This window comes from Salmonella sp. 741265073_HBA (genome assembly GCF_046569105.1).
GTDB lineage: Bacteria > Pseudomonadota > Gammaproteobacteria > Enterobacterales > Enterobacteriaceae > Salmonella > Salmonella enterica.
This window is the reverse complement of record NZ_JBKFRY010000019.1, coordinates 25,188-38,246: the sequence shown is the minus strand read 5'-3', so window position 1 is coordinate 38,246 and position 13,059 is coordinate 25,188. Positions and strand designations below refer to the sequence as shown.

The window sequence follows — 13,059 nt, the reverse complement described above, 5'->3', positions numbered from 1 at the left end:
GAATGATAAAACCGATATTCACATGAATAACGTTTGCCTGATGTCTGTCAGGCAGGAAACAATGCAGCGTGGTGAGGGGAAATGGCTCAGGTCTTTAATTTTAGTTCAGGTCCGGCGATGCTACCGGCGGAAGTACTTAAACTGGCGCAACAGGAACTGCGTGACTGGCACGGTCTTGGTACGTCGGTAATGGAAATTAGCCATCGAGGCAAAGAGTTTATCCAGGTCGCTGAAGAGGCGGAGCAGGATTTTCGCGATCTCCTTAATATCCCCTCCAACTATAAAGTTTTATTTTGTCACGGCGGCGGTCGCGGGCAGTTTGCTGGCGTGCCGCTCAATCTGCTGGGCGATAAAACCACGGCGGATTATGTCGATGCTGGTTACTGGGCGGCGAGCGCCATCAAAGAAGCCAAAAAATATTGTGTGCCGCAGATTATCGACGCCAAAATCACCGTTGACGGCAAACGTGCCGTAAAACCGATGCGCGAGTGGCAGCTTTCCGATAACGCCGCTTATTTACACTATTGCCCGAATGAGACCATTGACGGCATCGCCATCGATGAAACGCCGGATTTTGGCCCGGAGGTGGTCGTCACGGCGGACTTTTCTTCTACCATCCTGTCTGCGCCGCTGGATATCTCTCGCTATGGCGTAATTTATGCTGGCGCGCAGAAGAATATCGGTCCGGCAGGACTGACGCTGGTTATCGTCCGGGAGGATCTGTTAGGCAAGGCGCATGAGAGCTGCCCGTCCATCCTCGACTACACCGTCCTGAATGATAACGACTCGATGTTTAATACGCCGCCGACTTTCGCCTGGTATCTTTCCGGTCTGGTGTTCAAATGGTTGAAAGCGCAGGGCGGCGTGGCGGCGATGCACAAAATCAATCAGCAAAAAGCGGAGTTGCTGTACGGTGTGATTGATAACAGCGATTTCTACCGTAACGATGTCGCACAGGCCAACCGTTCGCGGATGAACGTTCCGTTCCAGTTAGCGGACAATGCGCTGGACAAGGTCTTTCTGGAAGAGTCTTTCGCCGCCGGTCTGCACGCCTTAAAAGGGCACCGTGTTGTTGGCGGTATGCGCGCCTCTATCTATAACGCCATGCCGATTGAAGGGGTGAAAGCGCTGACCGATTTCATGATCGATTTTGAGCGTCGCCACGGCTAATACATTTCTTTTTTCATCCCCACGGCCAGTCTGTGGGGTTTTTATTTCTGTTTTTTGAGAGTTGAGTTTCATGGAATCCCTGACGTTACAACCCATCGCGCGGGTCGATGGCGCCATTAATTTACCTGGCTCCAAAAGTGTTTCAAACCGTGCTTTGCTCCTGGCGGCTTTAGCTTGTGGTAAAACCGTTCTGACGAATCTGCTGGATAGCGATGACGTCCGCCATATGCTCAATGCCCTGAGCGCGTTGGGGATCAATTACACCCTTTCTGCCGATCGCACCCGCTGTGATATCACGGGTAATGGCGGCCCATTACGCGCGCCAGGCGCTCTGGAACTGTTTCTCGGTAATGCCGGAACCGCGATGCGTCCGTTAGCGGCAGCGCTATGTCTGGGGCAAAATGAGATAGTGTTAACCGGCGAACCGCGTATGAAAGAGCGTCCGATAGGCCATCTGGTTGATTCGCTGCGCCAGGGTGGGGCGAATATTGATTACCTGGAGCAGGAAAACTATCCGCCCCTGCGTCTGCGCGGCGGTTTTACCGGCGGCGACATTGAGGTTGATGGTAGCGTTTCCAGCCAGTTCCTGACCGCTCTGCTGATGACTGCGCCGCTGGCGCCTGAAGACACAACTATTCGCGTTAAAGGCGAACTGGTATCAAAGCCTTACATCGATATCACGCTAAATTTAATGAAAACCTTTGGCGTGGAGATAACGAACCATCACTACCAACAATTTGTCGTGAAGGGCGGTCAACAGTATCACTCTCCGGGTCGCTATCTGGTCGAGGGCGATGCCTCGTCAGCGTCCTATTTTCTCGCCGCCGGGGCGATAAAAGGCGGCACGGTAAAAGTGACCGGAATTGGCCGCAAAAGTATGCAGGGCGATATTCGTTTTGCCGATGTGCTGGAGAAAATGGGCGCGACCATTACCTGGGGCGATGATTTTATTGCCTGCACGCGCGGCGAATTGCACGCCATAGATATGGATATGAACCATATTCCGGATGCGGCGATGACGATTGCCACCACGGCGCTGTTTGCGAAAGGAACCACGACGTTGCGCAATATTTATAACTGGCGAGTGAAAGAAACCGATCGCCTGTTCGCGATGGCGACCGAGCTACGTAAAGTGGGCGCTGAAGTCGAAGAAGGGCACGACTATATTCGTATCACGCCGCCGGCGAAGCTCCATCACGCGGATATTGGCACGTACAACGACCACCGTATGGCGATGTGCTTCTCACTGGTCGCACTGTCCGATACGCCAGTCACGATCCTGGACCCGAAATGTACCGCAAAAACGTTCCCTGATTATTTCGAACAACTGGCGCGGATGAGTACGCCTGCCTAATCCTTCTGTTGCGCCAGTCGACAGGCTGGCGCATCAAGGTCCGCATTCGCACTATTTTTACAATTATGACTAATGCTAATTTGTTGATGATTTAACACATTGATTTATGTGTTTTTTATAATAGTTATCAACGGAAGATTAGTATGAAAAATAAATCATTATTACTGGCGGTGGCGATTTCCGCTACGCTACTGGCAGGATGTAAAAATGGCGTGAATGGCAATTTAATCGCCAGTTCCGGCATGTCAGCCTACAAAGCCGCCACACTGTCCGATGCGGATGTTAAGGCATTATCTAATAATGCCTGTAAACAAATGGACAGCGAGAATCAACTGGCAGGTTCGAAAAGCAAATACACCAAACGTCTGAGCAAAATCGCTAAAGCGCTGGGTAACAACATTGACGGTACGCCGGTTAGCTATAAAGTCTATATGACCAGCGATATCAACGCATGGGCGATGGCGAACGGTTGCGTTCGCGTATACTCCGGCCTGATGGATCTGATGACCGATAATGAAATTGAAGGCGTACTGGGCCATGAATTGGGCCATGTCTCTTTAGGGCACTCCCGCAAGGCAATGCAGACCGCCTATGCCACGCTGGCGGCTCGCGATGCGATTTCCGCCACCAGCGGCGTCGCAGCGCAGCTTTCCCAGTCTCAATTGGGCGATCTGGCGGAAGGCGTAATCAATTCGGCGTTTTCTCGCAGTCAGGAGTCGGATGCGGATGACTTCTCTTACGATCTGCTGAAAAAACGCGGGATTAACACCCAGGGCTTAGTCACGGCATTCGATAAATTCGCCACAATGGACGCAGGTCATGCAAAATCATTGATGGACTCCCACCCGGCCTCAGCCGATCGCGCGCAGCATATGCGCGACAGAATTGCCGAAGATAAAAAGTAAATCATTGTCATCTTTCGGGCTGGTTTCTCGCCGGCCCGCTATAATTGCGCAATTATTCCGCATCTGATTACAGACAAAACTGGTTTTTGCACGCAACGTTAACGGTCGCGAGCGTTGGCGCGTATAATGCGCGGCGTTTACGTTAACGGTACGCCTGTTTAAGGAGATAAAGATGACGGCAATTGCCCCGGTAATAACCATTGATGGCCCAAGCGGTGCAGGTAAAGGCACCTTGTGCAAAGCAATGGCGGAAGCATTGCAATGGCATCTGCTGGATTCCGGCGCGATATACCGCGTACTGGCGCTGGCGGCATTGCACCACCATGTCGATCTCGCCTCTGAAGATGCGCTGGTGCCGCTGGCGTCCCATCTGGACGTGCGTTTCGTCTCAACGGACGGCAACCTGGAAGTTATCCTGGAAGGCGAGGACGTTAGCGGCGAAATCCGTACGCAGGAAGTCGCGAACGCGGCATCCCAGGTGGCGGCATTCCCACGCGTGCGTGAAGCGCTTCTTCGCCGCCAACGTGCATTCCGCGAAGCGCCTGGTTTAATCGCCGATGGACGCGATATGGGGACCGTGGTCTTCCCGGATGCGCCGGTAAAAATTTTCCTTGACGCCTCCTCGGAGGAACGTGCGCATCGACGTATGCTACAGTTGCAGGAGAATGGCTTTAGTGTTAACTTTGAACGCCTTTTGGCCGAGATCAAGGAACGCGACGATCGCGATCGTAATCGCGCTGTAGCGCCGTTAGTTCCTGCTGCTGATGCATTAGTTTTGGATTCTACCCGATTAAGCATTGAGCAAGTGATTGAAAAAGCGTTACAATATGCGCGCCAAAAATTGGCTCTCGCTTAAATGCGACCGAATTTGTAGTACCCCCGTTGCAAAGGATTGACAGCGGGTATGTTAAACAACCCCATCCGGCACGGAGCCAGGTGGACGTTAAATATGAAACCTGAAGATTAAACATGACTGAATCTTTTGCTCAACTCTTTGAAGAATCCTTAAAAGAAATCGAAACCCGCCCGGGTTCCATCGTTCGTGGTGTTGTTGTTGCTATCGACAAAGACGTAGTACTGGTTGACGCCGGTCTGAAATCTGAGTCTGCCATTCCGGCTGAGCAGTTCAAAAACGCCCAGGGCGAACTGGAAATCCAGGTTGGTGACGAAGTTGACGTTGCTCTGGATGCAGTAGAAGACGGCTTCGGTGAAACTCTGCTCTCTCGTGAGAAAGCTAAACGTCACGAAGCATGGATCACGCTGGAAAAAGCTTACGAAGATGCTGAAACTGTTACCGGTGTTATCAACGGCAAAGTTAAGGGTGGCTTCACTGTTGAGCTGAACGGTATTCGCGCGTTCCTGCCAGGTTCTCTGGTAGACGTTCGTCCGGTGCGTGACACTCTGCACCTGGAAGGCAAAGAGCTTGAATTCAAAGTAATCAAGCTGGACCAGAAACGTAACAACGTTGTGGTTTCTCGTCGTGCCGTTATCGAATCCGAAAACAGCGCAGAACGCGATCAGCTGCTGGAAAACCTGCAGGAAGGCATGGAAGTTAAAGGTATCGTTAAGAACCTCACTGACTACGGTGCATTCGTTGATCTGGGCGGCGTTGACGGCCTGCTGCACATCACTGATATGGCCTGGAAACGCGTTAAGCATCCGAGCGAAATCGTGAACGTTGGCGACGAAATCAACGTGAAAGTGCTGAAATTCGACCGCGAGCGTACCCGTGTATCCCTGGGCCTGAAACAGCTGGGCGAAGATCCGTGGGTTGCTATCGCTAAACGTTATCCGGAAGGTACCAAACTGACCGGTCGCGTGACCAACCTGACCGACTACGGCTGCTTCGTTGAAATCGAAGAAGGCGTTGAAGGCCTGGTTCACGTTTCCGAAATGGACTGGACCAACAAAAACATCCACCCGTCCAAAGTGGTTAACGTTGGCGACGTAGTGGAAGTGATGGTTCTGGATATCGACGAAGAACGTCGTCGTATCTCCCTGGGTCTGAAGCAGTGCAAATCTAACCCGTGGCAGCAGTTCGCAGAAACCCACAACAAGGGCGACCGCGTTGAAGGTAAAATCAAGTCTATCACTGACTTCGGTATCTTCATCGGCCTGGACGGCGGCATCGACGGCCTGGTTCACCTGTCTGACATCTCCTGGAACGTTGCAGGCGAAGAAGCAGTTCGTGAATACAAAAAAGGCGACGAAATCGCTGCAGTTGTTCTGCAGGTTGACGCAGAACGTGAACGTATCTCCCTGGGCGTTAAACAGCTCGCAGAAGATCCGTTCAACAACTGGGTTGCTCTGAACAAGAAAGGCGCTATCGTAACCGGTAAAGTCACTGCAGTTGACGCGAAAGGCGCAACCGTAGAACTGGCTGACGGCGTTGAAGGTTACCTGCGTGCTTCTGAAGCATCCCGCGACCGCGTTGAAGATGCGACTCTGGTTCTGAGCGTTGGCGACGACGTTGAAGCTAAATTCACCGGCGTTGATCGTAAAAACCGCGCAATCAGCCTGTCTGTTCGTGCGAAAGACGAAGCTGACGAGAAAGATGCCATCGCAACTGTTAACAAACAGGAAGATGCAAACTTCTCTAACAACGCAATGGCTGAAGCATTCAAAGCAGCTAAAGGCGAGTAATCCTCTGAAACTTCGGGCCTTTTAGTCCGAAGTATAACGAGATTACTTGACAGATTGCAGGTTTCGGCCTGTAATCAAGCACTAAGGGCGGCTACGGCCGCCCTTAATCAATCTCACGGCTGCAGCCAATTTGCCTTTAAGGAACCGGAGGAATCATGACCAAGTCAGAATTGATTGAAAGACTTGCAACCCAGCAATCTCACATTCCCGCTAAGGCGGTTGAAGACGCGGTAAAAGAGATGCTGGAGCATATGGCCTCGACTCTTGCGCAGGGCGAGCGTATTGAAATCCGCGGTTTCGGCAGTTTTTCTTTGCATTACCGCGCGCCTCGTACCGGACGTAACCCCAAGACCGGCGATAAAGTGGAACTGGAAGGAAAATACGTTCCTCACTTTAAACCGGGTAAAGAACTGCGCGATCGCGCCAATATTTACGGTTAAGTTTTAACGCAAAACTTGAACCCGAAAAAAGCACCGTCAGGGTGCTTTTTTCATTTATACGCCGTCAGGCGCAAACGCTATTCGACCGAAAACTGGAAAACGTTTCGCATTTTTTGCTGCGTCTTACATTTATCAGGTAAAAAACCTGGAATCCGCGCCGTATAGTACAAAATCCCCTCCAGACAATGGCGTCCTGAACCTGCACACTTTCCCGCACAGGGAGGTGTCTATGAAGATAACGACGGTCAGCGTATGCGTAGTATGCGGCATACTTCCGCTCATGATATTGCCAGTATTACCTGACACGTGGATTCTCGCGGTGCTGTTTTGTCTGGCATGTTTGCTTTGCCTCATACCCCATCACTATGCGCGCTACGCGGCATTAACCTTGCTCTTTTTCATGTGGGGGATATTTGCCGCCAGGCAGGCCATCTGGGCGGGAAACGTCCTGCCCGCCGCGACGCAGGAGGCGACAGTCGTCATTACTGCCACCGATCATATGACCACTCATTATGGGCGAATCACCCATTTGCGTGGAAAGCCGCTCTTTCCTGCTGTAGGGATTGTCCTGCATGGCCAGTACTTACCCACGGAAGTGTGTGCCGGGCAACAGTGGGCGATGACGCTGAAGGTCAGAGCGGTACACGGACAGCTTAACGAAGGCGGTTTTGATAGCCAACGTTACGCGCTGGCGCAGCACCAACCATTGACCGGGCGTTTTCTACAGGCTAAAGCGATTAACCCTGAGTGTAGCTTGCGTGGGCGCTATCTTGCTTCGATTCGCGCTACGCTTGCGCCTTATCCGTGGCAACAGGTTATTCTGGCGTTGGGAATGGGGGAGCGGGGAGAGGTGTCGCAGGAGGTGAAGGCCGTTATGCGCGATACGGGGACTGCCCATTTGATGGCGATTTCCGGCCTGCATATCGCTTTTGCCGCGTTATTGGCTGCCGGATTAATCCGTGGCGGACAATTCTTTTTGCCGGCCAGATGGATTCGTTGGCAGACGCCATTGCTGGGCGGCATTCTTTGCGCGATATGTTATGCCTGGCTTACCGGTTTACAACCGCCTGCGCTGCGCACGGTGGCGGCACTGAGCGTCTGGGGAGGATTAAAATTAAGCGGACGACAGTGGAGCGGCTGGCAAGTCTGGTGCTGCTGTCTGGCCGCGATTATTTTCGCCGACCCTGTGGCGGTTATATCACAAAGTCTTTGGCTGTCAGCATTTGCGGTTGCCGGCCTGTTATTCTGGTATCAGTGGTTTCCTGCGCCAAACGGAAATTTTCCACGGGGCTTACGCTGGTTGCTTAACCTGCTTCACCTACAGGCAGGCATTACACTTCTGCTTTTGCCTCTCCAGGTGGCGCTTTTTCATGGCATAAGCGTTACCGCAATGCTGGCGAATCTTTTTGCCGTACCCTGGGTCACATTTGTGACGGTTCCACTCATCCTGGCGGGAATGGTTCTGCATTTAACCGGGCCGTTTTTTCTTGAAGAGTGGGTATGGTACCTGACCGATCGCGCGTTAGCCGCGCTATTTTACCTGTTGAATGCTTTACCGCAGGGCTGGGTGAATATTGATAACCGTTGGCAGTGGCTGACGTTTTTGCCCTGGCTAATGCTTATCGCGTGGCGATTAAACGTCTGGCGTACCTGGCCGGCGGTCTGTTTATGCGGGTTATTGTTGATGAGCTGGCCACTCTGGCGACCGATAAACGCCAGCGGATGGCAGGTGCATATGCTGGATGTCGGTCAGGGGCTGGCGATAGCGATCGTCAGGGGTGATAAAGTAATACTCTACGATACCGGTCGGGCATGGCCGGAGGGCGACAGCGGGCAACAGGTTATTATTCCCTGGTTGCGCTGGCATAATCTGACGCCGGAGGGCGTTATTTTGAGTCATGAGCATCTGGATCATCGGGGCGGGCTGCGTTCGCTACAGCAGGTCTGGCCGTCAATGTGGATTCGCAGCCCATTAGGCTGGCAGGGACATTTGCCCTGTTTTCGCGGCGAGCAGTGGCAATGGCAGGGGCTAACGTTTCAGGCGCACTGGCCGTTACGCAAAAGTGCCGATCGAGGAAATAACCGCTCCTGTGTGGTCAAAGTGGATGACGGTGTACATAGCATCCTGCTCACGGGCGATATCGAAGCTGGCGCTGAACAAAAAATGCTAAGTCGTTACTGGCGACATCTTGCGGCGACGTTTATCCAGGTGCCGCATCATGGTAGTAATACGTCGTCGTCGCTACCATTTATTCAGCGCGTACATGGTGAAGCGGCGCTGGCGTCCGCATCGCGCTATAACGCATGGCGGCTGCCGTCCCGCAAGGTAAAACAGCGCTACCGACAGCAGGCGTATCAGTGGTTTGATACACCCCACCAGGGGCAAATTTCGCTGCGGTTTTCTCCGCAGGGCTGGCGCATACAAGGCTTACGGGATCAAATTTTACCTCGCTGGTATCATCAGTGGTTTGGCGTGTCCGAGGATAACGGGTAGAATATGCGGCTATTTCAACAAATGCTGGTTTTTTGAATGCATAACGATAAAGATCTCTCTACGTGGCAGACCTTCCGCCGACTGTGGCCAACCATAGCGCCTTTTAAAGCAGGTCTGATCGTGGCGGGCATAGCGTTAATTCTCAACGCAGCCAGCGATACCTTCATGCTATCGCTCCTCAAGCCATTACTGGATGATGGTTTCGGTAAAACGGATCGCTCAGTGTTGCTGTGGATGCCGCTGGTGGTTATTGGGCTGATGATATTACGAGGCATCACTAGCTATATCTCCAGCTACTGTATTTCATGGGTGTCAGGCAAGGTGGTAATGACCATGCGCCGTCGCCTGTTTGGCCATATGATGGGAATGCCCGTCGCCTTCTTTGATAAACAGTCTACCGGTACGCTGCTGTCGCGTATTACTTACGATTCAGAACAGGTTGCCTCTTCTTCATCTGGCGCACTGATTACCGTGGTGCGTGAAGGGGCATCGATCATCGGATTGTTCATCATGATGTTCTATTACAGCTGGCAGCTGTCGATCATCCTGGTTGTTTTAGCGCCGATTGTGTCGATTGCGATTCGCGTTGTCTCAAAGCGGTTCCGCAGCATCAGTAAAAATATGCAGAACACGATGGGACAAGTGACTACCAGCGCTGAACAAATGCTGAAAGGACACAAAGAGGTACTGATTTTCGGCGGTCAGGAAGTCGAAACTAAACGCTTTGATAAAGTCAGCAATAAGATGCGACTGCAAGGCATGAAAATGGTCTCTGCCTCGTCAATTTCCGATCCTATCATTCAGCTCATTGCCTCGCTGGCGCTGGCGTTTGTCCTCTATGCTGCGAGCTTCCCAAGCGTAATGGATAGCCTGACGGCAGGGACCATCACCGTGGTGTTCTCCTCCATGATCGCGCTGATGCGTCCATTAAAATCGCTGACAAACGTTAACGCGCAGTTCCAGCGTGGGATGGCGGCTTGTCAGACGTTGTTTGCGATTCTGGACAGCGAACAGGAGAAAGATGAAGGTAAACGTGTCATTGACCGCGCGACCGGCGATCTCGAATTCCGCAATGTGACGTTTACTTACCCGGGCCGTGAAGTGCCGGCATTGCGTAACATCAATTTGAAAATTCCTGCCGGGAAAACCGTGGCGCTGGTGGGGCGTTCCGGATCGGGTAAATCAACTATCGCCAGTCTGATCACCCGTTTCTACGATATTGATGAAGGACACATCCTCATGGATGGTCACGATCTACGCGAATACACTCTGGCCTCTCTACGTAATCAGGTGGCGCTGGTTTCGCAAAACGTGCATCTGTTTAACGACACGGTCGCCAATAACATTGCTTATGCCCGGACGGAAGAATATAGCCGCGAGCAGATTGAAGAGGCGGCGCGCATGGCCTATGCCATGGACTTTATCAACAAGATGGATAATGGCCTGGATACCATCATCGGCGAAAACGGCGTACTGCTTTCCGGCGGTCAACGCCAGCGTATCGCGATTGCCCGCGCCTTACTGCGCGACAGCCCGATTTTGATCCTTGATGAAGCTACGTCCGCGCTGGATACCGAATCTGAACGTGCGATTCAGGCCGCGTTGGATGAGCTGCAGAAAAACCGTACCTCTCTGGTGATTGCGCACCGTCTCTCTACCATCGAACAGGCGGATGAGATCGTTGTAGTCGAAGACGGTATTATCGTTGAGCGCGGCACTCATAGCGAGCTGCTGGCGCAACACGGCGTTTACGCCCAGCTACATAAGATGCAATTTGGCCAATGATTGCGCGTATCTGGTCGGGTGAATCCCCGCTATGGCGGTTACTGCTGCCGCTCTCCTGGCTGTATGGCCTGGTGAGCGGGGCGATTCGTCTGAGCTATAAGCTTGGTTTTAAACGCGCCTGGCGAGCGCCGGTACCGGTGGTTGTGGTAGGGAATCTTACGGCTGGCGGTAACGGTAAAACACCCGTAGTCATTTGGCTGGTGGAAAAGCTGCAACAGCGTGGCGTGCGCGTGGGGGTCGTTTCCCGCGGCTACGGCGGGAAAGCTGCCGCTTATCCGCTGCTCCTGACGCCGGAGACGACAACCGCAGAAGCGGGAGATGAACCGGTATTGATTTATCAACGGACCGGCGCGCCTGTCGCGGTGGCGCCTGAACGCGCCGCGGCGGTGAAAGCGATTCTGGCGGCGCATAATGTGCAGATTATTATCACCGACGATGGGTTGCAGCATTACCGACTCGCGCGAGATATTGAAATTGTGGTGATTGACGGCGTGCGCCGCTTTGGCAACGGCTGGTGGCTTCCTGCCGGTCCTATGCGCGAACGCGCCAGTCGCCTGAAAACCGTGGACGCCGCTATCGTGAATGGCGGCGTCGCCCGGGCGGGCGAAATCCCCATGCAGCTAGCGCCTGGACTGGCGGTGAACTTACGTACGGGAGCGCGTTGCGATGTGGCGCAACTGAGCAATATTGTGGCGATGGCGGGCATCGGTCATCCGCCGCGCTTTTTCGCGACGCTGGAAGCCTGTGGCGCGCATCCGCAAAAGTGCGTCCCGCTGGCCGATCATCAAACGCTCGCCCCTGCTGACGTTCAGGCGTTGGTCGGTGAAGGGCAGACCCTGGTAATGACGGAAAAAGACGCGGTGAAATGCCGTGCTTTTGCCGAAGATAACTGGTGGTTCTTACCGGTTGATGCGCGTTTGTCCGGTGAGCAGCCTGATAAGCTGCTTGAACATATCACCTCGCTGGTTCGCTAGCGTACCCCAATGCTGCGGCAGTGATGAATTTATGGAGTCATGAATGTCATTGCCGTACCTTTCTCTTTCCCAGGCCCGTTGTCTTCACCTTGCTGCGCAGGGGCTATTGAAAAAGCCGCGCCGTAACGCGATGCCTGGCGATGTTCTTGCCGCCATCTCACGCATGGCGTTGTTGCAAATTGATACCATCAATGTTGTCGCACGTAGCCCCTATCTGGTGCTGTTTAGCCGTCTCGGTTCGTACCCGCAGGCCTGGCTGGATGAGGCGCTGCGACGCGGCGAGTTAATGGAATACTGGGCGCATGAGGCCTGTTTCTTACCACGCCGCGACTTTAAACTTATCCGCCATCGTATGCTGTCGCCGGAAAAGATGGGCTGGAAATATCGCGCGGCATGGATGCATGAACACGCGGAAGAAATAGAACAGCTGGTTCGGCATATTCAGGAGCACGGTCCGGTGCGTTCTGCCGATTTTGAACATGCGCGGAAAGGCGTCAGCGGCTGGTGGGAATGGAAACCGCATAAACGCCACCTTGAGGGTTTATTTACCGCCGGAAAAGTCATGGTTGTTGAGCGGCGTAATTTTCAACGTGTCTATGATTTAACGCCCCGTGTGATGCCGCACTGGGATGATGAACGCGATGGACTGTCACAGTCGCAGGCGGAAAGCCTGATGCTGGATAATAGCGCGCGCAGTCTGGGGATTTTCCGTGAACAGTGGCTGGCGGATTACTACCGCCTGAAACGTCCTGACCTGAAGGGATGGCGGGAGAGCCGGGCGGAACAGCAGCAGATTATTCCGGTCGAGGTGGAAACGTTGGGGCGGATGTGGCTTCATGCCGATCTTCTTTCGCAGCTTGAACCGGCGCTAAATAACGCCTTAAAGGCGACCCATAGCGCAGTGCTGTCGCCTTTCGATCCTGTGGTATGGGATCGCAAGCGGGCAGCGCAGCTCTTCGGATTTAACTATCGGCTGGAATGTTATACGCCCGCAGCGAAGCGCCAGTACGGTTATTTTGTGCTGCCGCTATTATACCAGGGCCGTTTAGTCGGGCGAATGGACGCCAAAATGCACCGTAAAACGGGGGTACTTGAGGTTATCTCGCTGTATCTGGAGGACGATATTCGTCCTGGCGTTAGTCTGCAAAAAGGAATCTGGCAGGCGATTAGCGCGTTTGCTGCCTGGCAACGGGCATCGCGCGTGACGCTGGGACAATGTCCGCCAGGCCTGTTTAGCGCCATGCGTCATGGCTGGGAAATAGACCCTGCATCATAACCGATTATGTTAATATTG

At 53.2% G+C, this 13,059-nt stretch carries 10 protein-coding genes; all 10 read left to right on the top strand.

Annotated features, from left to right (window positions below; translation table 11 throughout):
• Positions 1–81: 81 nt before the first annotated feature.
• Positions 82–1,170 (top strand): 3-phosphoserine/phosphohydroxythreonine transaminase, encoded by a 1,089-nt coding sequence (gene serC / locus ACLD3P_RS20005; protein WP_131046176.1) that lies wholly within the window; start codon positions 82–84, stop codon positions 1,168–1,170.
• A gap of 70 nt (positions 1,171–1,240) precedes the next feature.
• Positions 1,241–2,524 carry a 3-phosphoshikimate 1-carboxyvinyltransferase gene (gene aroA / locus ACLD3P_RS20000; RefSeq protein WP_131046175.1) on the top strand — a complete coding sequence of 428 codons (1,284 nt, stop codon included), beginning with the start codon at positions 1,241–1,243 and terminating at the stop codon, positions 2,522–2,524.
• Positions 2,525–2,667: 143 nt separating this feature from the next.
• On the top strand, positions 2,668–3,429 hold the full coding sequence (locus tag ACLD3P_RS19995; RefSeq protein ID WP_000792301.1) for a M48 family metallopeptidase: 762 nt from the start codon (positions 2,668–2,670) through the stop codon (positions 3,427–3,429).
• A 172-nt stretch (positions 3,430–3,601) separates the two neighbouring features.
• Entirely contained in the window at positions 3,602–4,285 is a 684-nt protein-coding gene (gene cmk / locus ACLD3P_RS19990) for a (d)CMP kinase (protein ID WP_000125007.1), read from the top strand.
• Between the two features lie 113 nt (positions 4,286–4,398).
• Positions 4,399–6,072: a 30S ribosomal protein S1 gene (gene rpsA / locus ACLD3P_RS19985; protein ID WP_000140324.1), complete on the top strand. Its 1,674-nt coding sequence runs from the start codon at positions 4,399–4,401 to the stop codon at positions 6,070–6,072.
• A 155-nt stretch (positions 6,073–6,227) separates the two neighbouring features.
• Positions 6,228–6,512, top strand: coding sequence for an integration host factor subunit beta (gene ihfB, locus ACLD3P_RS19980; RefSeq protein ID WP_000167332.1), 285 nt, complete (start codon positions 6,228–6,230; stop codon positions 6,510–6,512).
• A gap of 229 nt (positions 6,513–6,741) precedes the next feature.
• Positions 6,742–9,006 carry a ComEC family protein gene (locus tag ACLD3P_RS19975; RefSeq protein ID WP_411006562.1) on the top strand — a complete coding sequence of 755 codons (2,265 nt, stop codon included), beginning with the start codon at positions 6,742–6,744 and terminating at the stop codon, positions 9,004–9,006.
• Positions 9,007–9,042: 36 nt separating this feature from the next.
• Positions 9,043–10,791, top strand: a complete 1,749-nt coding sequence (gene msbA, locus ACLD3P_RS19970) for a lipid A ABC transporter ATP-binding protein/permease MsbA (protein WP_000551246.1) — start codon at positions 9,043–9,045, stop codon at positions 10,789–10,791.
• Complete coding sequence (gene lpxK, locus ACLD3P_RS19965) at positions 10,788–11,765, top strand: tetraacyldisaccharide 4'-kinase (RefSeq protein WP_000561679.1); 978 nt, start codon at positions 10,788–10,790, stop codon at positions 11,763–11,765. Before msbA ends, lpxK begins: the two co-directional genes overlap by 4 nt.
• 43 nt (positions 11,766–11,808) lie before the next feature.
• Positions 11,809–13,041, top strand: coding sequence for a winged helix-turn-helix domain-containing protein (locus ACLD3P_RS19960; protein ID WP_411006563.1), 1,233 nt, complete (start codon positions 11,809–11,811; stop codon positions 13,039–13,041).
• Positions 13,042–13,059: the final 18 nt, after the last annotated feature.

Coding starts and splice junctions, on each gene's coding strand:
- cmk (WP_000125007.1), top strand. CDS start 3,602: ATGACGGCAATTGCCCCGGTAATAACCATTGATGGCCCAAGCGGTGCA.
- ACLD3P_RS19995 (WP_000792301.1), top strand. CDS start 2,668: ATGAAAAATAAATCATTATTACTGGCGGTGGCGATTTCCGCTACGCTA.
- ACLD3P_RS19960 (WP_411006563.1), top strand. CDS start 11,809: ATGTCATTGCCGTACCTTTCTCTTTCCCAGGCCCGTTGTCTTCACCTT.
- ACLD3P_RS19975 (WP_411006562.1), top strand. CDS start 6,742: ATGAAGATAACGACGGTCAGCGTATGCGTAGTATGCGGCATACTTCCG.
- lpxK (WP_000561679.1), top strand. CDS start 10,788: ATGATTGCGCGTATCTGGTCGGGTGAATCCCCGCTATGGCGGTTACTG.
- rpsA (WP_000140324.1), top strand. CDS start 4,399: ATGACTGAATCTTTTGCTCAACTCTTTGAAGAATCCTTAAAAGAAATC.
- ihfB (WP_000167332.1), top strand. CDS start 6,228: ATGACCAAGTCAGAATTGATTGAAAGACTTGCAACCCAGCAATCTCAC.
- msbA (WP_000551246.1), top strand. CDS start 9,043: ATGCATAACGATAAAGATCTCTCTACGTGGCAGACCTTCCGCCGACTG.
- aroA (WP_131046175.1), top strand. CDS start 1,241: ATGGAATCCCTGACGTTACAACCCATCGCGCGGGTCGATGGCGCCATT.
- serC (WP_131046176.1), top strand. CDS start 82: ATGGCTCAGGTCTTTAATTTTAGTTCAGGTCCGGCGATGCTACCGGCG.